The following is an 18,046-nucleotide window of genomic DNA, read 5'->3' on the forward strand; positions in this document are numbered from 1 at the left end:
CTATGCAAAACGACAAAGTTCAGATTTTTGATACGACTCTTAGAGATGGAGAGCAGGTTCCTGGTTGTAAACTAGACAAAAAAGAAAAGCTCACCATAGCAGAGCGTCTCGATGTGTTAGGCGTAGATGTTATAGAAGCTGGATTCCCTATTTCATCACCTGGAGATTTTACCTCTGTGGCAGAGATATCAAAACTCGTAAAAAACGCAACCGTATGTGGTCTCACCCGCGCTGTAGAGAAAGATATAGAAGTAGCGGCACAAGCACTTAAATATGCCCTAAAACCTAGAATACACACTGGTATAGGGACTAGCGAGTCGCACATGAAATATAAGTTTAACGCCACACCAGAACAAATTATTGAACGTGCTGTAAAAGCAACCGCTTACGCGAAAAATTTTGTTGATGATGTAGAGTTTTATGCAGAAGATGCGGGTCGTACAGATAACGCTTTTCTTGCTCGTGTTCTAGAACAAGTCATCGCAGCTGGAGCGACAGTTCTTAATATTCCAGATACTACAGGTTATTGTTTACCTGAAGAGTATGGAGCAAAAATTAAATACTTACGTGAAAACGTGAAAGGTATAGAAAACGTAATCCTCTCTTGTCACTGTCATAATGATCTTGGTCTAGCCACTGCAAATAGTATTGCTGGCGTTATAAATGGTGCAAGACAGATCGAATGTACCATAAACGGTATAGGAGAGCGTGCTGGTAACACCTCTCTAGAGGAAGTGGTGATGATACTTAAACAACATCCTACCCTTAATCTTCACACAGATATAAATACCCAACTACTTTTTGACACGAGCCGTATGGTGAGTGATAAGATGGGAATGGTCGTACAACCTAACAAAGCTATTGTAGGTGCAAATGCTTTTGCTCACAGCTCAGGAATTCACCAAGATGGTATGATTAAAAATAGAGAGACCTACGAGATCATGAATCCTAAAGATGTGGGAGTAAATGAGACTTCTATCGTGCTTACTGCAAGAAGTGGTAGAGCAGCACTTGCATACAGATCTAAAAAAGTAGGATACGAATTGACCAAAATACAACTAGATGCAGCTTATGAACAGTTTCTTAATGTAGCAGATAGACAAAAAGAAGTAAAGGATAATGACATCCATATGATAATGGATCGCATACAGCTTAAAGCAGGAGCAGTAGCTTAACAATAACCAACTCGATTTTTACAACGTAAAATTTGAGTAACACAATACAATGGGAAAAACACTATTTGATAAAGTCTGGGATGCACACGTAGTAGATACGGTAGATAATGGACCCCAAATCTTATACATAGACAAGCATTTAATACATGAGGTTACCAGTCCACAGGCGTTTAATGAGCTTGAGGAGCGTGGTATTGCTGTAGCGCGTCCAGATCAAATAGTTGCCACCGCAGATCATAACACCCCAACTGAAAATCAGCATCTTCCTATCAAGGATGAGATGTCTCGCAAGCAATTACAACAACTTACTAATAACTGTGAGAAACACGGTATTACCCTCTATGGACTAGGTCACAAATACAATGGTATTGTACACGTGATGGCACCAGAACTGGGCATCACACAACCCGGTATGACTATGGTTTGTGGTGATAGTCACACCTCAACACATGGCGCTTTTGGCACTATTGCCTTTGGTATCGGGACGAGTCAGGTGGGACAAGTATTTGCGAGTCAGAGTCTATTACTTAACAAACCTAAAAGCTTGCGTGTTTCTGTAAATGGTACCCTCGCACCACACGTTTCTCCTAAGGATGTGATTTTATATATCATTTCAAAATTAGGCACTAATGCCGGTACTGGTTACTTCTGTGAGTATGCAGGTAATGTTTTTGAGGAGATGAGTATGGAAGGCCGTATGACGGTTTGTAATATGAGTATCGAGATGGGTGCTCGTGGCGGAATGATTGCCCCAGATCAAACCACTTTTGATTATGTGGAAGGGCGCAAATTTGCTCCGCAGGGTGACGCTTTCGCGAAAGCGGTATCCTACTGGAAAACACTTCCTACAGATCAAGATGCCACTTTTGACAAAGAATATCAATTTGATGCCGAAGATATAGCACCTATGCTCACCTACGGCACAAACCCGGGAATGGGAATTAAAATAAATGGCGCTATCCCTGAGAAGGGTGATATGACCTTTGAAAAAGCACTTGAATATATGAATTTCAAGGGTGGAGATCAACTACTAGACACACCTATTAATTATGTGTTTTTAGGAAGTTGTACAAACTCAAGAATAGAAGATTTTAGAATAGCCGCAGCTTACGTGCGCGGAAAACATAAAGCTGCAAATGTGAACGCCTGGCTAGTACCTGGCTCACAACAAGTAGCAAAGCAACTCGAAGAAGAGGGGCTTAAAGAGGTGTTTGAAGAGGCTGGGTTTGCCTTACGGCAGCCTGGCTGTTCAGCCTGTCTAGCGATGAATGATGATAAGATTCCCGCTGGAGAGTACTGTGTTTCTACCTCAAATAGAAATTTTGAAGGCCGCCAAGGTCAAGGCGCAAGAACGATTCTTGCATCTCCCCTTGTAGCTGCCGCTACTGCCATTGCAGGGAAAATAGTAGACGTCACAAAAGAAGCTGTAGCCTAATGGAAAAATTTACAAAACTCATAAGCACCGCGGTACCGCTAGCTATAGAAAATATAGATACAGACCAGATTATCCCTGCGCGCTTCTTGAAGGCGACAGATAAAAAAGGGTTTGGTGATAACGTCTTTAGAGACTGGCGTTTTAAAAAAGATGGAATGCTGGATGCAGAGTTCCCTATTAATAAACCACAATATGCTGGAGCAAAAATTCTGGTAGCTGGAGATAACTTTGGTTGTGGGTCTAGCCGTGAGCACGCTGCTTGGGCAATTGTAGGATATGGGTTTAAGGTTGTGATCTCAAGTTTTTTTGCAGATATTTTTAAAGGTAATGCACTTAACAACGGCTTACTTCCCATTCAGGTGACGCCGGAGTATCTTAAGGAATTACTAGCAGGTATAGAAGCAAACCCTAAGTTGCCTATTACAATAGACCTAGAAAATCAGGTAGTTGAGATGGCTGGAGTTTATGCTGAGCAAGGTCGAAGTACGAAAGCGGAATTTGAAATAGATCCTTACAAGAAAGTATGTATGATCAATGGGTATGATGATATAGATTTTTTATTAAGTAAAAAGGCAGAAATAGAAGCCTTTGAAAAAGAACGAATGGTGTTTTAATAAAACACAATATATAAATGGTTACCAGATCCTCGCCTACTAAGGCGGGGATTTAGTACATAATTCAAACACACACTATGGATTTTAATATTGCAATCATACCTGGAGACGGGATAGGACCAGAAGTTACTGCTCAAGCAAAAAAAGCTCTAGAGGCAGTAGCAGACGAATACGGACATCACTTTACATATACAGAAGCAATGATGGGTGCTTGCGCCATAGACGCGACGGGCAATCCGCTTCCTGAGGAAACGCTGGATATTTGTGAGGCATCTGACGCTATATTATTTGGGGCCATTGGTGATCCCAAATATGATAACGACCCTACGGCAAAAGTTCGTCCAGAGCAAGGCCTTTTGAGACTTCGCAAGTCACTAGGACTCTTTTGTAATGTGCGCCCTGTGAAGGCTTACGAGCAACTTATAGATAATTCACCTCTTAAAAGAGAAATCATTTCTGGCGCAGATATGTCGATTTATCGCGAACTAACGGGTGGAATCTATTTCGGAGAAAAGCATCTAAGTGATGATGGTCAAGTAGCTTCAGACGGTTGCTCGTATTCTGTAGAGGAAATTACGAGAATTGCACATCTAGCATTTAAAGAAGCTCAAAAACGACGTAAAAAACTTACTCTTGTAGATAAAGCAAATGTGTTAGAGACTTCCAGGCTTTGGAGAAAAACAGTCACTGAGATTGCCAAAGGATATCCTGATGTAGCGGTAGATTTTCTCTTTGTAGACAATGCAGCGATGCAAATGATTTTAAACCCAAAGCAGTTTGATGTGATCTTAACGGAAAACTTGTTTGGTGATATTATATCTGACGAAGCAAGTGTAATAGGTGGTTCTATAGGACTTCTAGCATCTGCCTCTGTAGGAAAAGAAAATGCACTTTTTGAGCCTATACACGGCTCCTACCCGCAAGCGACTGGCAAGGGAATTGCAAATCCGCTGGCTTCTATATTATCTGCAGCGATGTTGTTAAGACACCTAGGCTTGCAAGAAGAGGCAGCCAGTATAGAAACCGCTGTAGAAAAATCTTTAGAATTAGGTTTCTCTACAGAAGACCTCAATCCCAAAAAGCCACTAAGCACTTCAAAAGTGGGAGACTTTATTGCAGATTACATTCTTAATCCAGAAGACACAAATCGTAATTTTAAAAATATTCACGCAGGACAAAGCACAATTATTTAATCGTAGTTTATACGCTCGCGTATGCCACCACCTGCACGGTGTATAATCACATCTGCCTTGCGTTTACGAGCAATACGCTTTGCTTTACGTATGGCAGTACTCTGCTTTTGATGCTTTGAAGTGATACGCTTGTTACCCTCGCGCCTTACAGCCCAGTCCCCTTCATAGGGGACCACGTGCTGATGCCAAGTGCGTTTTCTACTTGCCTTGCGAGAGTTTTCATATACGTTTTCTACTATTTCTAGTAATGAACGCAAAAAGGTTTTAATGCTACTCATAGTGCGAAGATACTATTTTACACAAGCTCATTATGTGTCTAAAGCCTTCCATACTCATTAAGATACCGCCTTGTCAAATTTGGCTTGTATCTTATCTAGACCTAGGTTATGTATACTTCCTAAGTGTGAGTGCTCCTTTGTATTTCCTGCTTTAAAAGAACCATTTTCTACCTGCTCTCCTATTTGCTTATATGCTTCTCTAAAAGGTACTCCAGCAGTCACAAGATCGTTAATAGCATCTACCGTAAAGAGGTGTTGATATTTCTCATCATCCAGATTTACATCCTGCACTTGCACCTGAGCAATAGAGAACTCAAAAATATCTAGCACTACCTTAAGATCCTCAACAGACTTGATAGCATTTTCTTTAAGTAACTGGTAGTCTCTGTGATAACCGCTTGGCAGATTATTTGTTATCATAATCATTTCTTGAGGGATTGCTTGTAACTGATTGCACTTACCACGCAAAAGCTCAAATACATCTGGGTTCTTTTTATGCGGCATTATACTACTGCCCGTAGTAAGTGCATCTGGAAACTTAATGAATCCAAAATTTTGAGAGCAGTACAAACATATATCCATTGCAAAACGACTCAAGGTATTGGCAATATTGGCTACAGCTTGTGTTACCGTACGCTCAGATTTCCCTCTTGAGAGTTGAGCCGCAATTACATTGTATTTCAAATCGGCAAATCCAAGTTGCGCGGTAGTCATCTCTCTATCGATAGGAAAACTAGACCCATATCCAGCTGCGCTCCCCAGCGGATTTTGATCTACTACCTTCTGCGCTGCTTTGAGTAAGTAAAGGTCATCTATAAGTAACTCTGCATAGGCAGAAAACCAAAGCCCAAATGATGATGGCATTGCCACTTGAAGGTGCGTATATCCAGGTAGTAGGGTGTTTTTATGCGCCTCTGCAAGTTTGAGAAGTGTCTTAAACAACTTCTCTACTCCTTGCGTAATCTGGGATAATTCTGCTTTGAAATAAAGGTTTAACGCCACAAGAACTTGGTCATTACGAGATCTCGCTGTGTGTATTTTTTTCCCCGTATCTCCTAATGCTTTTACAAGATCACTTTCTATTTTAGAGTGTACATCTTCAAAATCTGCTTCTATAACAAATGTTCCCTCCTGCTCTTGCTTGAGCATAAGGTCTAACTGCTTATTTAACTGGTCGCTCTCCTCTTGTGTAAGCAAGCCTACAGATGCAAGCATCGTTGCGTGTGCCTTGCTGGCTAGCAAATCATACTTAGCAATATGGATATCAATCTCACGATCATTACCCACCGTAAATGCTTCTATTTTTTGATCTGTTGGTATTCCTTTTTCCCAAAGTTTCATAGGTATCTTATTAGTAGGTTATGCTATTCACACTATTGCAACAACCTTTATTATTTATGCGTTTAAAAATTTTTCTAAGAGCTCGATGTACAATGGAATCCCCTGCTCTATCTCGTGTACATAGACAAACTCATCTGCCATATGAGAGCGAGTGCTGTCGCCTATACCTAGTTTTAAAGATGGACAACTCAAACAGGCTTGATCAGATAAGGTAGGCGAACCGTAGGTTTCTCTGCCTAGGGCTATTCCTGCTTGTACTAATTTGTGCTCTTTTGGAATACGCGAACTATTTAATCTCAATGACCGTGGCTGTATTGTGTCACACGGCACATTTGCCACCATATAATCGGCGATTTCTTGGTTGCTGTAATGTTCATTAACTCTCACATCTATGACGAGTTCTACTTGACTAGGCACTACATTATGTTGACTACCAGCATTTATTTGAGTTACTGTAACCTTAGTGGCACCCAGCGTCTCAGACACTTTATCAAAAGTTATATTCTCAAACCACTGCAAGGTTTCTATCACATTATAAATAGCCATATTCTCCTTTATGTGAGCTGCGTGACCTGCCGTTCCTTTCACTACTGCATCAAAAACCACCAGACCTTTTTCGGCAATGGCGAGGTTCATAAGTGTAGGCTCGCCTACTATGGCAACATCTATTTCTGGTAGATGCGCAAGCATACTATTAAGACCATTTGGACCACTTGACTCTTCTTCAGCAGAAGCTACAATTACAATATTATGAGACATACCCTCACGCTCATAAAAATGTACAAACGCAGTAAGCAATCCTACAAGACTTGCACCTGCATCGTTACTTCCTAGACCGTACAATTTTCCGTCCTTGATTTCGGCATTATAAGGATCTCTTGTATATCCTTTATTTGGCTTAACCGTATCGTGGTGGGAGTTGAGAAGCAATAACGGTTTTGATGCGTCATAATGTTTATTAAATGCGTAGATGTTGTTACGCTTTCGCGAAAGCGTAATCCCCTTCTCCTCTAGCCAGTTTACTATAAGTAAAGCTGTGCCATCTTCTTCACTAGAAAAACTTTGTGTCTCAATGAGTGATTGTAGTAGTGCTACGGCGTTATCTATTTGAGTTTTTAAAGACATAGTGTCGTGTGTTTTATAGTGTTATCGCTCAGTACGTCAACTTCGCCCAGATGCACTCTCATAACGCCCTGATCTAGCGCCTCAAAAGCAGTGTCTAGTTTAGGAATCATCCCTTCAAATATTTGTCCTGCTGTTTTCATCTCTTTATAAAGGCCTTTATCTATGCGCGTTACTATCGATTCATCATTATTTACATCTCCAAGAACACCTGGTTTTGTAAAACAATAAAATAATTGAACGTTGTAGAGAGAGCTCATTGCTACCGCAATTTTGGCAGCAAGTGTATCTGCATTGGTGTTGAGTAATTGCCCATTACCATCGTGCGTAATTGCAGAAAATACGGGTACTTTTCCATCAGAAAGGAGGTCATTTATAAAACTCACATTCACTCTATCTATATCTCCCACAAAGCCATAATCTACAGTTTTCACTTCGCGTTTATGAGCTCTCACAGCATCACCATCAGCGCCAGAAAGTCCTATGGTATTTTTACCTTTTGCCTGCAGGCCAGCGACAAGTTTCTTATTGAGAAGTCCGGCATACACCATTGTCACAACCTCTAGCGTAGCCTCATCTGTCACCCTTCTCCCGTCTACTTTTACCGGAACATAACCCAGCTGCTCTTGTAAAGTAGATGCTTTATTTCCTCCACCGTGTATGATTATAGCTGGACCAGAAATTGCCTTAAAATGCGTGTAAAATGAGGTGAGCAGCTCATTATAATCTACAATGTCTCCACCTATTTTTACTACGGTAAGTTGCTGTTTATTTATCATTGTCGAGTATGTTTTTAAGTACCCATTGTGCAGCCCACGTTCTATTACCAGCTTGCTGGATTACTGCGCTTGATGCAGTGTCTAGCACATCATCTGCAATGACAACGTTACGACGCACAGGTAGGCAATGCATTACTTTGGCTTGATTGGTTCCCTTAAGTTTTTCGGCATTAATTATCCAGTTACTGTCTTGCGATTGCACCTTACCATAATCTTCATAGCTGCTCCAATTTTTTACATAAATGATATCAGCATTTGCAAAGGCTTCTTTCTGATTATGAATCACAGGTACTTCTCCACGTATTTCTGGATTGAGATCATACCCCTCTGGATTAGTAATTGTGAAATTTACATTTGCCTTTTGCATAGTCTGGACAAATGAGTTTGCAACTGCGTGCGGCAAGGCTTTAGGATGTGGCGCCCAGGTCAACACAACATTAGGCTTTTTATTTTCTGCACGTAGACTTTCGGTGAGTTCGTAAATCGTGATTGCATCTGTAAAGCCTTGTAGCGGGTGCGCCGTACTGCTTTCTAGATTTACAACCGGCACACTCCCATATTGCATAAATGCAGAAAGTACAACCTCTAGCTCATCTTGACTTTTATCTACCAGCCCTGGAAAAGCTCTCACGGCAAGTACATCACAATATTGCGATAACACCTGCGCAGCCTCTTTAATGTGCTCTGCTTTTGTGCCATCCATCACAGTACCATCTTCAAACTCTAGTTGCCAGCTATCACTGTTTACATTGAGTGTCATCGTCTCCATTCCAAGGTTTTTGGCAGCCTTTTCTGTGCTCAATCTTGTACGTAAGCTTGAGTTAAAAAATAGAAGACCTAAGGTTTTTTGTTTTCCCGCTTTCGCGAAAGCGTACGGATATTCCTTCATATACAGCGCTTCTTTAATCGCCATTTCTAAATTAGGAATATCATTTATAGATATGTAGTTCTTCATAACTCTTTGTGTAATGCTTCAAATAGTAAATCTATCTGTGGTTTTTGAATCGTAAGTGGTGGAAGTATTCTAAGCACGTGTTTGTTTTTTGCTCCACCCGTAAAAATGTGATGCTCGTATATTAGTTTTTTGCGCAATGCTCCTACATCGTAGCCTAAGTCTAGCCCTAGCATTAGTCCGCGACCTTTTACAGTCACCCGATTGCCAAATGCAAGTGCTTTCTCCCTAAAGTAGGTTTCCATTTCCTTTGCGTGTGCCATCAAATGCTCCTTTTCAATCACCTCGAGAACCGCAAGTGTAGCAGCGCAAGCAAGATGATTACCGCCAAAGGTCGTTCCCAGCATCCCATATCGCGCCTCAATAGAGTGATGCACCAGGACGCCGCCCACAGGAAAACCGTTACCCATTCCCTTTGCGATGGTGATAATATCTGGAGTGATATTATATTTCTGAAAAGCAAAAAACTCTCCAGATCTACCAAAACCAGACTGCACCTCGTCTGCAATGAGTTTTACATCATATTTTTTACAAAGCGCGGCAACATCTTGATAAAACACCTCTGTAGATTGATCTAAACCTCCTACACCTTGAATAAATTCTAAAATCACAGCGCAGCAATCGCCTTGTTGCAAAGTTTCCTCTAGTTGCTCCGTATTGCCCAGATCAAGTATGGATACTTTGTGTTGTGCATTTATAGGTGCAACGATACTAGGATTATCAGTAGCTGCTACGGCGGCAGATGTTCTCCCGTGAAAGCTATTTTTAAACGCTACCACGCGACTTTTACCTGTGTCAAATGACGCTAGTTTTAATCCGTTCTCATTTGCCTCTGCTCCTGAGTTACAGAAAAACAAATCATAATCTTCACAACCAGAAAGCGCTCCTAACTTCTGAGCAACCTCCGCCTGCAGCGGATTCTGAACTGCATTAGAATAAAACCCTATAGCGTCCATCTGTGTTTTTAATTTCTCTATATAATGTGGGTGTCCGTGACCTATAGAGATCACCGCGTGACCACCATATAAATCAAGATACTCCTGACCACTTTGATCATACACATAACATCCCTCTGCCTTAACAGGAGTAACATCATAAAGTGGATATACATTAAATAATTTCATACCCTTTATTTTTCAGCACTATGAGATGCTATTAATTTTTTGATAACTAGCCACGATTCCCTTTATGAGAGAAGAGCTTAAACCTGAATGTTCCATCTCATTGAGACCTTCTATGGTACAGCCCTTTGGGGTAGTCACTTTATCAATTTCTGCTTCTGGGTGATTACCAGATTTAATAACCAAAGTGGCAGCTCCTAGACAGGTTTGCATAGCAAGTTCTTGCGCTTCTTTTGCGTCAAAACCTAACTGTATAGCTCCCTGCGTAGTTGCTCTTATCAATCGCATCCAGAAAGCAATACCACTCGCACAGATTACCGTAGCAGCTTGCATCTGTCCTTCTGGGATAATAAGACTTGTGCCTAGTTTATTAAAAATGGCTTCGGCTATGGCAATACGCTTTTCCCCTGCCGTGTTGCTACATAAACAGGTCATACTTTGACCTACGGCAATAGCAGTGTTAGGCATTGCACGTATAATAAATTGATCGTCTCCTACAATTTCAGCGATTTGCGGCACTTTAAAACCTGTGATTGTAGAGATGATAATATGTTTTTCTGTAAGTAATTCTTTAATATCTTCAAGTATACTTGCAAAGTGACCTGGCTGTACTGCAAAAATGAGAATATCACTTTTTACAACAGCCTCACGGTTATCACTCGTAGTTGTTACTTCCTTGTACGCATCCCATTTTTCGATACTCGAAATATCTCTTTTAGTAAGATATAAGCTAGTCACCGCATTATTTGTGATGAGTCCTTTTGCGATGGCAAGACCTAAATTCCCCGTTCCAATGATTGCTATTTTCATATGTCTATATCTTAACTATTAGAAATAACTTGCCTTGAGATGGAGACCAGTATCTTGAGCCCAACCAAACATTAGATTCATATTTTCTACAGCTTGACCACTCGCTCCTTTTAAGAGATTATCAATCACGCTGGTAATTAATAATTTATTACCGTGTTTTTCTAAATGGATAAAGCAGTAGTTTGTATTGACCACTTGTTTAAGGTGTAAAGGTGCTTTTACCGCTTTCGCGAAAGGGGAATCCTTATAAAAATCATCATAAAGCGCATATGCTTCTTCAATCGTACCTTCAAAATATGTGTAGGCAGTTGCAAAAATCCCTCTAGAAAAATTACCACGCTGTGGAATGAAATGAAGTTCGCTATTAAAACCTTCTTGCAGCTGCACCACAGACTCTCCTATCTCCCCAAGATGTTGATGATTAAAAGCCTTGTAGTGTGAGAAGTTATTATCTCTCCACCCAAAATGCGTAGTAACACTAGGTTTTACTCCCGCTCCAGTTGCTCCTGTTACGGCGTTAATATGCACATCTTGATTGAGCAAAGAAGCACTCGCCAGTGGCAATAAGGCTAGTTGAATAGCAGTTGCAAAACAGCCAGGGTTTGCAATGTTTTGCGCGGTTTTTATTTCCTCTTTATTGATTTCTGGCAAGCCGTAAACAAATGTTCTATCCTTAAAATTGACATCACTCTTAAGTCTAAACTCATTACTCAAATCAATGATCTTCGTACTTGAAGAAAAGCTATATTGCTCCAGAAATTTACCAGAGTTACCGTGACCTAGACATAAAAAAACTACATCTACACTTGTGTTTACCTCACTTGTAAAAGCAAGATCTACATAAGCAAGATCTTGATGCACCACGCCTACTGCATTGCCAGCATTACTTGTGCTGTATATAAAATCTATCTCAACTTCTGGGTGATGAATAAGCAGTCTAATGAGCTCCCCAGCAGTATAACCTGCTCCACCTATGATTCCTATTTTTTTCATTTGTTCTGATTTGCTATGATTCTAGACTGGTTGCCTAATATTTTTATAAATCCTTTAGCTTCGGCGGCAGTCCAGCCTTGGTTTTCTTCTCCGTAACTCGCTACCTTAGATTGCATCAAGTCATAATCTGATGTGATGCCTACTACCTCAAATCTATATGGATGTAATATCAACTCGACCTCTCCCGTGACAGTATTCTGGCTGCTCTTTAAGAAGGCTTCAAAGTCTCTCATTACTGGCTCTAGGTATAATCCCTCGTGTAAGTGAGTACCATACCACAAAGCGATGTTTTCTTTGTGTTGTAATTGCCATTTTGAAAGCGTGTGTTTCTCAAGAGTACGATGTGCTTCGAGTATAATTATAGAAGCTGCAGCTTCAAAACCTACTCTTCCTTTTATACCAATAATGGTATCGCCTACGTGCATCCCGCGACCTATGGCATACTTGCTTGCGATGTCTTCTAGTTGCTCTATAATCTCCACTGGTGACCCTTTCTTACCATTAAGTGATATAGGTTCCCCTTGTGTGAATCCAATCTTTAAGGTTTGCGAATCGCTAGCTTCCAGCTGACTAGGATATGCATCTTCAGGAAGTGTTTGATGTGAGGTTAGGGTTTGTGCCCCTCCTACACTTGTACCCCATAAACCTTGATTGATCGAGTATTGCGCTTTCTCCCAAGACCATGAGATACCGTGACTCTGTAGGTAATCGATTTCTTGCTTTCGCGAAAGCGTTTGATCTCTTATCGGCGTTATTATTTCTAACTCTGGCACAATAGTCTGGAACGTCATATCAAAACGCACCTGATCGTTACCTGCACCCGTACTACCGTGAGCAATAGTATCTACGTTTTGAGCTTTGGCAAATTTTGCAATCTCTATGGCTTGCACGATACGCTCTGCACTTACAGAAAGTGGGTAACTGTTGTTCTTAAGTACATTACCAAAAATGAGATACTTCACCACCGTATCATAAAAGGTAGCTATAGCATCTATATTAGTATATGATGTCGCTCCTAGGGCAAGCGCTTTCTCTTTGTTATTTGCGATTTCTTGATCTGTAAATCCACCTGTATTTACACTTACAGCGTGTACTTCATACCCCATTTCTGCAGTGAAATATTTTACACAATAGCTTGTATCGAGTCCTCCTGAATATGCTAAGATTAATTTTTTCATTACTTATTTTTTTTAAGGAATAGCTTTTCCTTTATTTGTTTTAGCCTGTTAAAAACAGGCGCCTTTACAGTATTTTTTTCTGTGGATTTGGATTCTTTTGATGGATCATAGAGCATCCCTGTACATAAGCACATCTTTTGTTCTGTACGTGTGAGTACATCAAAGTTCTTGCAGGTCTGGCAACCTTTCCAGAAGCTTTCATCCGTTGTGAGTTCAGAAAACGTGACGGGTTTATAACCTAGGTCACTATTAATCTTCATCACGGCAAGACCCGTAGTGATTCCGAAGATTTTTGCATCTGGATAACGCTTTCGCGAAAGCATAAATATCTCTCCTTTAATTTTTTTGGCAAGTCCCTGTCCTCTGAAGTCTGGGTGAACAATAAGTCCAGAGTTGGCAATAAATTTTTCGTGTCCCCAGGCTTCTATATAACAGAAGCCCGCAAAAACGTCTCCCTCTAAAGCGATGACAGCATTACCTGCTTCCATCTTTGAGATGACATATTCTGGAGTTCTACGAGCGATTCCTGTACCACGTACCTTAGATGACTCTGCGATGGTATCACAGATAATCTGAGCATATGGTGTGTGCGAAATCGTGGCTACAACAATTTGCATAGCGATGATTTAAGTTAAAATGTATATTGAAAATGTGACGGTTCCTTTTGTGGAAAACGGGATAGGACTCACCTACCATCCCTCATTAATGAGCTACCCTTACGGGCGGCGGCGGAAGCGTCGTACAGGAACAGGAAGTAATTGCATAGCAGGTCTTGCAGCAAGAAGTGCTGTAAGGCTATTTGAGATATGTGCAATTATTCTATTCATACTAATGGCTCAAAGGTAGCAACTTATTTGAGCTAGCAATGCACTTTTAGTATTAATTATATAAAAACTATCTTTTTTATATAATTAAATAAGATTTTTAGACTTTACTACAAGAATCTTATTTAATGCCTTTTAGATTATGAAATACTCAACATAAGGGGTTTAAAACAAAAGAGGCTAGCGCATAATGCGCTAGCCTCTTTATAAAAATAATAACTAAATCTTACTGTTACTTTGCAATATTGACCGCTCTGGTCTCTCGTATTACGGTAACTTTTACTTGACCTGGGTAAGTCATATCTGTTTGAATTTTCTGAGAAATTTCAAAAGATAGTGATGAAGCTTTATCATCATTAACCTTCTCACTCTCTACAATAACACGTAGTTCACGTCCTGCTTGAATAGCATAAGCCTTCTTCACACCTTGGAATCCAAAAGCTATTTCCTCAAGATCTTTGAGACGTTGTATGTATGAATCTAATACCTGACGGCGTGCACCTGGTCTCGCTCCACTTATAGCATCACAAACCTGTACAATAGGAGAAAGTAAACTTGTCATCTCAATCTCATCGTGGTGAGCACCTATGGCATTACACACGTCTGGCTTCTCTCCATACTTCTCTGCCCATTGCATTCCTAAGATTGCGTGTGGTGTTTCTGTCTCTGTATCTGGCACTTTACCTATATCGTGTAAAAGTCCAGCTCTACGGGCAAGTTTTGCATTTACGCCTAACTCTGCTGCCATCACACTACAAAGTTTTGCAACCTCCCTACTGTGTTGTAGTAGGTTTTGACCATAAGAAGAACGGTACTTCATACGCCCTACTGCTTTAATAAGCTCTGGGTGTAAACCGTGTATTCCTAAGTCGATTACTGTACGTTTTCCTACTTCTACAATCTCTTGCTCAATTTGTCTCGTTGTTTTCTGTACAACTTCTTCAATTCTTGCTGGGTGTATACGACCATCTGTTACAAGTTTGTGTAGTGATAAACGAGCTACCTCACGACGCACACTATCAAAACAAGAAAGTATAATTGCCTCTGGAGTATCATCTACAATAATTTCAACACCTGTTGCTGCTTCAATAGCACGTATATTACGACCTTCTCTACCTATAATTCTTCCTTTTACATCGTCACTTTCAAGGTTAAAAACAGATACACAGTTTTCTACTGCTTCCTCTGTACCTATACGTTGTATGGTATTAATGATAATTTTTTTAGCCTCTTGCTCTGCAGTCATTTTTGCCTCTTCGATAGAAGTTTGCACGTGCTTCATAGCATCTGCCTTGGCTTGATCTTTCAGAGTAGTTACAAGTTGACTTTTTGCTTCTTCTGCAGAAAGTCCAGAAATAACCTCAAGTTGCTGCACAGTACTCTCGTGCATCTTCTCTGCTTCAGCCTTTTTCTTATCAACGTATTCTAAACGCTTGTCGTAATCTTTAATCTTATCTTCTAGTGATTGATTTAATTTTTTATTTCGCGAAAGCTCTCCACTTACTTGAGATTCTTTATCTCTAGCTCGTTTCTCTGCATCATTCATTTTCTTATCACGAGATAATATTACTTTCTCATGCTCTGCTTTAAGCTCAATAAATTTTTCTTTTGCTTGTAATATTTTATCTTTTTTAAGAGACTCTCCATCAGAAGTTGCTTCTTTTAAAATGCCCTGGGCACTTTTCTTAGCGCGTTTGATAATCTGCGATGCGTTGTTACGTTCTAGCATTTTTGCTATAAGAAAGCCTAAAGCTAGTGCAATCACACCTACGATGAACAAGAGTGCATTATGTTCCATAATTTTAGTGAATATTTTTAATGCCACAGAGGGCAGTACTAATGGTTGATTTATAAGGTTTTACAACCTTAACATCTCACGATGAGATATAAAAAAGCCTGCATTAGAAGTGCATTTTGTATAAACTCCTAATAGTAAGGATTAGAGCTAGAAAGCTGATCAAGGTTCCGTCTACCTAGACAAGTCTAGTAACGGCATGCTTTTACAACTTAGAGTCACTCTTTATAAAAAATAACTGTTGAGTTTATCAAAAAAATATCCAATGCAGGCAGTAATATGCTGTTGTATGTAAAGAACGTCTATGTTAAGCTCTCATCGAGGAGTGCCGCTAGTTTTTGTAATCTAGCTGCTGTCTCATCACTAAGAGAGTCTTCATTTATAGTTTTTTGGGTAACCTTTGAAGCAAATTGCAATGCACACATTGCTAATACATCTTGCTTATCTCTAACGGCATAACTCTGCTCAAATTGCTTTACCATTGCTTCAATCTCCTTAGTCGCTTTACGTAATCCTTCCTCTTGAGCTGGATCAATAGTAAGCGGGTATACGCGATCTGCAATTGACAATTTAATTTTAAGTTTGTCTGCCATAATTATTCAGCCAGTGACGCAATACATGTATCAATCTCACGTACTAATGCGTTTATCTTCAATTTGGTTTCCCTTTTGTAATCGTTACTGCCTAGTAATGCATTTGCCGTTTTAAGAGTCTTCACCTTCTGTTCACTCGCCACAATGGCGTCTCTCAGTTGTTTGTTTTCTTGTTGCATTGCGGTAAGTTCTGTTTCCAGGTCTATCCGCTTTTGCTTCACATCTTCGTATTTTTTCAACAAAGTAGCGACTCTATACTCAAGAGAATCCACAACTTTAGAAAGACTACTCATAACATGTCTGCATTTACTACGTTACACAAAGTTAACATTTGAAAGATACTCATACAATGGATACGAGTTAAATTTTATTAGATATAAATTATGCTTACGCGAAAACATGACTCAACCATTCTCAATCTACTATCCAATAGGAAGGTAACACTATTAACTACACGTGTACAGCAAATAAAAAGAAACACTGTACCTTTACAAAAGCCTAAAACACATACAGTGACATTTACAAGAACAACAGAACAAGATTCTCACTACGATCATCTTGAAAAGATGACTACCACAGAGCTGCTCTCAAATATTAATAAAGAGGACAAAACAGTTCCAAATGCAGTTGAGAAGGTAATCCCACATATTGAAAAATTAGTGGACGTGATTGTATCAAAATTAGAAAAAGGCGGAAGACTGTTTTACATGGGAGCCGGAACTAGCGGTCGCTTAGGTGTTGTAGATGCAAGCGAGTGCCCTCCTACCTTTGGTGTATCTCCTGAAACGGTTATTGGAATAATTGCAGGTGGTGATGAGGCAATAAGGAACGCGGTAGAATTTGCAGAGGATAGTAAAAATCAAGGCTGGGAAGATCTTAGCTGCCATAATATTTCAGATAACGATGTCGTAATTGGTATTGCTGCATCAGGAACAACACCGTACGTTATTAGTGCTCTAGAGAAATGTAACGAAAAAAATATCATTACCGGATGCATTACTTGTAATGAAGGAAGCCCACTTGCATTAACGGCTGTATATCCAATAGTTCCAGTTGTGGGTCCAGAATTTGTTACGGGAAGCTCACGTATGAAAGCAGGAACAGCTCAAAAGCTAATTCTCAATATGATATCTACAGCTACTATGATTAAGCTAGGACATATTAAGGGAAATAAAATGGTAGATATGCAACTCAGTAATGAGAAGCTAGTAAAACGAGGAACTAATATGATTATGACCTCACTTAATATACCAGAAAAAGAAGCAAACACTTTGTTATTAACCTACGGCAGTGTACGTAAAGCAATACATGAATATCATGCACACAAATAAAGAAAAGCTAGCCAAAGGTGTTAAACTTATGGGAGGAACTCTTTTATTATTAGTAACAGCACCTATAATTCTTAACTCTTCCTTTAAAAATCAGGATCATCCTATGTTTATCCCTATTCTGGGCATTGGAATTATATTATTTATTGCTGCTATTTATTTTGGATTCAAAGGAATAAGAATGCTTATGAAAGCATTATTTAATGATTAAATAGATTTTAAATACCCTCTCTTTTTGGAACTGGTGTAGATGGATTATATCCAAAACCTTCGATTACAGTTTCTACTCCAAGAGTTTGCAACATATAACTTATAATTGCATAGTGATGTGTTGCATGCGTATTAGCTTGAGCAAGTACACTCTCAAGTGTGTACATGATTGTTTCTTTACCGGCCCCTAGGTTGTCTGTAACATGTAATAAGTAGTCTGTATTCACTCCTATAAATGATACTAATTGCTGTTGGATTTCATATATCTTATTCTTTGCAGCCTCTGGATTTGTTGAAATCACTTC

At 39.8% G+C, this 18,046-nt stretch carries 20 protein-coding genes and 1 other RNA gene (1 of these 21 running past the window's edge); 6 read left to right on the top strand and 15 right to left on the bottom strand.

The genetic code is table 11. The features are described from left to right. The first annotated feature begins 2 nt into the window (after positions 1–2). The 4 genes from JM84_RS12295 to leuB all read left to right on the top strand — a co-directional run bounded on the left by JM84_RS12295 (position 3) and on the right by leuB (position 4,417). Positions 3–1,175: a 2-isopropylmalate synthase gene (locus JM84_RS12295; protein WP_083811816.1), complete on the top strand. Its 1,173-nt coding sequence runs from the start codon at positions 3–5 to the stop codon at positions 1,173–1,175. Between the two features lie 49 nt (positions 1,176–1,224). Further along, positions 1,225–2,610, top strand: a complete 1,386-nt coding sequence (gene leuC, locus JM84_RS12300) for a 3-isopropylmalate dehydratase large subunit (protein ID WP_144784573.1) — start codon at positions 1,225–1,227, stop codon at positions 2,608–2,610. Continuing rightward, on the top strand, positions 2,610–3,224 hold the full coding sequence (gene leuD / locus JM84_RS12305; RefSeq protein WP_144784575.1) for a 3-isopropylmalate dehydratase small subunit: 615 nt from the start codon (positions 2,610–2,612) through the stop codon (positions 3,222–3,224). The genes leuC and leuD overlap by 1 nt, the downstream gene beginning before the upstream one ends. A 77-nt stretch (positions 3,225–3,301) precedes the next feature. Next, positions 3,302–4,417, top strand: coding sequence for a 3-isopropylmalate dehydrogenase (gene leuB, locus JM84_RS12310; RefSeq protein WP_144784577.1), 1,116 nt, complete (start codon positions 3,302–3,304; stop codon positions 4,415–4,417). Here leuB and JM84_RS12315 read toward each other — a convergent pair. The 14 genes from JM84_RS12315 to JM84_RS12380 form a co-directional block, all read right to left on the bottom strand. After that, on the bottom strand, positions 4,414–4,695 hold the full coding sequence (locus tag JM84_RS12315; RefSeq protein WP_013751666.1) for a DUF2188 domain-containing protein: 282 nt from the start codon (positions 4,693–4,695) through the stop codon (positions 4,414–4,416). The genes leuB and JM84_RS12315 overlap by 4 nt on opposite strands. 57 nt (positions 4,696–4,752) lie before the next feature. Beyond that, positions 4,753–6,036, bottom strand: coding sequence for an argininosuccinate lyase (gene argH, locus JM84_RS12320; RefSeq protein ID WP_144784579.1), 1,284 nt, complete (start codon positions 6,034–6,036; stop codon positions 4,753–4,755). Between the two features lie 54 nt (positions 6,037–6,090). Further along, on the bottom strand, positions 6,091–7,161 hold the full coding sequence (locus JM84_RS12325; protein ID WP_144784581.1) for a M20 family metallo-hydrolase: 1,071 nt from the start codon (positions 7,159–7,161) through the stop codon (positions 6,091–6,093). Continuing rightward, positions 7,152–7,937 (bottom strand): acetylglutamate kinase, encoded by a 786-nt coding sequence (gene argB / locus JM84_RS12330; RefSeq protein ID WP_013751663.1) that lies wholly within the window; start codon positions 7,935–7,937, stop codon positions 7,152–7,154. Before argB ends, JM84_RS12325 begins: the two co-directional genes overlap by 10 nt. Further along, positions 7,927–8,892 (bottom strand): N-acetylornithine carbamoyltransferase, encoded by a 966-nt coding sequence (locus tag JM84_RS12335; RefSeq protein WP_013751662.1) that lies wholly within the window; start codon positions 8,890–8,892, stop codon positions 7,927–7,929. The genes argB and JM84_RS12335 overlap by 11 nt, the downstream gene beginning before the upstream one ends. Then, positions 8,889–10,013: an aspartate aminotransferase family protein gene (locus JM84_RS12340; protein WP_144784583.1), complete on the bottom strand. Its 1,125-nt coding sequence runs from the start codon at positions 10,011–10,013 to the stop codon at positions 8,889–8,891. The genes JM84_RS12335 and JM84_RS12340 overlap by 4 nt, the downstream gene beginning before the upstream one ends. Before the next feature lie 18 nt (positions 10,014–10,031). Next, positions 10,032–10,820 (bottom strand): pyrroline-5-carboxylate reductase, encoded by a 789-nt coding sequence (proC, locus tag JM84_RS12345; RefSeq protein WP_013751660.1) that lies wholly within the window; start codon positions 10,818–10,820, stop codon positions 10,032–10,034. Between the two features lie 18 nt (positions 10,821–10,838). After that, a complete protein-coding gene (gene argC / locus JM84_RS12350; RefSeq protein WP_144784585.1) occupies positions 10,839–11,813 on the bottom strand; it encodes an N-acetyl-gamma-glutamyl-phosphate reductase in 975 nt (324 codons plus the stop codon). Continuing rightward, positions 11,810–12,991 carry an argininosuccinate synthase gene (gene argG, locus JM84_RS12355; protein ID WP_144784587.1) on the bottom strand — a complete coding sequence of 394 codons (1,182 nt, stop codon included), beginning with the start codon at positions 12,989–12,991 and terminating at the stop codon, positions 11,810–11,812. Before argG ends, argC begins: the two co-directional genes overlap by 4 nt. Then, positions 12,991–13,608, bottom strand: a complete 618-nt coding sequence (locus JM84_RS12360; RefSeq protein WP_144784589.1) for a GNAT family N-acetyltransferase — start codon at positions 13,606–13,608, stop codon at positions 12,991–12,993. Before JM84_RS12360 ends, argG begins: the two co-directional genes overlap by 1 nt. 439 nt (positions 13,609–14,047) lie before the next feature. After that, positions 14,048–15,613 (bottom strand): ribonuclease Y, encoded by a 1,566-nt coding sequence (rny, locus tag JM84_RS12365; protein ID WP_144784591.1) that lies wholly within the window; start codon positions 15,611–15,613, stop codon positions 14,048–14,050. A 122-nt stretch (positions 15,614–15,735) separates the two neighbouring features. Continuing rightward, a non-coding RNA gene (ssrS, locus tag JM84_RS12370) (6S RNA) lies at positions 15,736–15,857 on the bottom strand. A gap of 55 nt (positions 15,858–15,912) precedes the next feature. Then, entirely contained in the window at positions 15,913–16,203 is a 291-nt protein-coding gene (locus tag JM84_RS12375) for a cell division protein ZapA (RefSeq protein ID WP_013751655.1), read from the bottom strand. A 2-nt stretch (positions 16,204–16,205) separates the two neighbouring features. Further along, entirely contained in the window at positions 16,206–16,496 is a 291-nt protein-coding gene (locus JM84_RS12380) for a hypothetical protein (RefSeq protein WP_013751654.1), read from the bottom strand. A 219-nt stretch (positions 16,497–16,715) separates the two neighbouring features. Between JM84_RS12380 and murQ the strand changes: the two genes are divergently transcribed. Continuing rightward, the gene (gene murQ, locus JM84_RS12385) at positions 16,716–17,534 is read left to right on the top strand and encodes an N-acetylmuramic acid 6-phosphate etherase (RefSeq protein ID WP_041295900.1); all 819 of its coding nucleotides are present in this window, start codon (positions 16,716–16,718) and stop codon (positions 17,532–17,534) included. Continuing rightward, positions 17,512–17,742 (top strand): DUF6095 family protein, encoded by a 231-nt coding sequence (locus JM84_RS12390; protein ID WP_013751652.1) that lies wholly within the window; start codon positions 17,512–17,514, stop codon positions 17,740–17,742. Before murQ ends, JM84_RS12390 begins: the two co-directional genes overlap by 23 nt. Positions 17,743–17,749: 7 nt before the next feature. Here JM84_RS12390 and JM84_RS12395 read toward each other — a convergent pair whose 3' ends face one another. Further along, positions 17,750–18,046, bottom strand: the 3' portion of a protein-coding gene (locus JM84_RS12395) for a DinB family protein (protein ID WP_013751651.1). 213 nt of this gene lie beyond the right edge of the window; 297 of the gene's 510 nt are visible here — the last part of the coding sequence; the start codon falls outside the window, past its right edge; it ends in the stop codon at positions 17,750–17,752.

The sequence above is a fragment of the Dokdonia sp. Hel_I_63 genome (assembly GCF_007827285.1).
GTDB lineage: Bacteria > Bacteroidota > Bacteroidia > Flavobacteriales > Flavobacteriaceae > Dokdonia.

Bases quoted from the DNA above. Each gene is read 5' to 3' on its own strand.
- JM84_RS12295 (WP_083811816.1), top strand. From the start codon at position 3: ATGCAAAACGACAAAGTTCAGATTTTTGATACGACTCTTAGAGATGGA.
- leuC (WP_144784573.1), top strand. From the start codon at position 1,225: ATGGGAAAAACACTATTTGATAAAGTCTGGGATGCACACGTAGTAGAT.
- leuD (WP_144784575.1), top strand. From the start codon at position 2,610: ATGGAAAAATTTACAAAACTCATAAGCACCGCGGTACCGCTAGCTATA.
- leuB (WP_144784577.1), top strand. From the start codon at position 3,302: ATGGATTTTAATATTGCAATCATACCTGGAGACGGGATAGGACCAGAA.
- JM84_RS12315 (WP_013751666.1), bottom strand. From the start codon at position 4,695: ATGAGTAGCATTAAAACCTTTTTGCGTTCATTACTAGAAATAGTAGAA.
- argH (WP_144784579.1), bottom strand. From the start codon at position 6,036: ATGAAACTTTGGGAAAAAGGAATACCAACAGATCAAAAAATAGAAGCA.
- JM84_RS12325 (WP_144784581.1), bottom strand. From the start codon at position 7,161: ATGTCTTTAAAAACTCAAATAGATAACGCCGTAGCACTACTACAATCA.
- argB (WP_013751663.1), bottom strand. From the start codon at position 7,937: ATGATAAATAAACAGCAACTTACCGTAGTAAAAATAGGTGGAGACATT.
- JM84_RS12335 (WP_013751662.1), bottom strand. From the start codon at position 8,892: ATGAAGAACTACATATCTATAAATGATATTCCTAATTTAGAAATGGCG.
- JM84_RS12340 (WP_144784583.1), bottom strand. From the start codon at position 10,013: ATGAAATTATTTAATGTATATCCACTTTATGATGTTACTCCTGTTAAG.
- proC (WP_013751660.1), bottom strand. From the start codon at position 10,820: ATGAAAATAGCAATCATTGGAACGGGGAATTTAGGTCTTGCCATCGCA.
- argC (WP_144784585.1), bottom strand. From the start codon at position 11,813: ATGAAAAAAATAGGAATCATAGGTGGAGCAGGTTATACTGCTGGGGAG.
- argG (WP_144784587.1), bottom strand. From the start codon at position 12,991: ATGAAAAAATTAATCTTAGCATATTCAGGAGGACTCGATACAAGCTAT.
- JM84_RS12360 (WP_144784589.1), bottom strand. From the start codon at position 13,608: ATGCAAATTGTTGTAGCCACGATTTCGCACACACCATATGCTCAGATT.
- rny (WP_144784591.1), bottom strand. From the start codon at position 15,613: ATGGAACATAATGCACTCTTGTTCATCGTAGGTGTGATTGCACTAGCT.
- JM84_RS12375 (WP_013751655.1), bottom strand. From the start codon at position 16,203: ATGGCAGACAAACTTAAAATTAAATTGTCAATTGCAGATCGCGTATAC.
- JM84_RS12380 (WP_013751654.1), bottom strand. From the start codon at position 16,496: ATGAGTAGTCTTTCTAAAGTTGTGGATTCTCTTGAGTATAGAGTCGCT.
- JM84_RS12390 (WP_013751652.1), top strand. From the start codon at position 17,512: ATGAATATCATGCACACAAATAAAGAAAAGCTAGCCAAAGGTGTTAAA.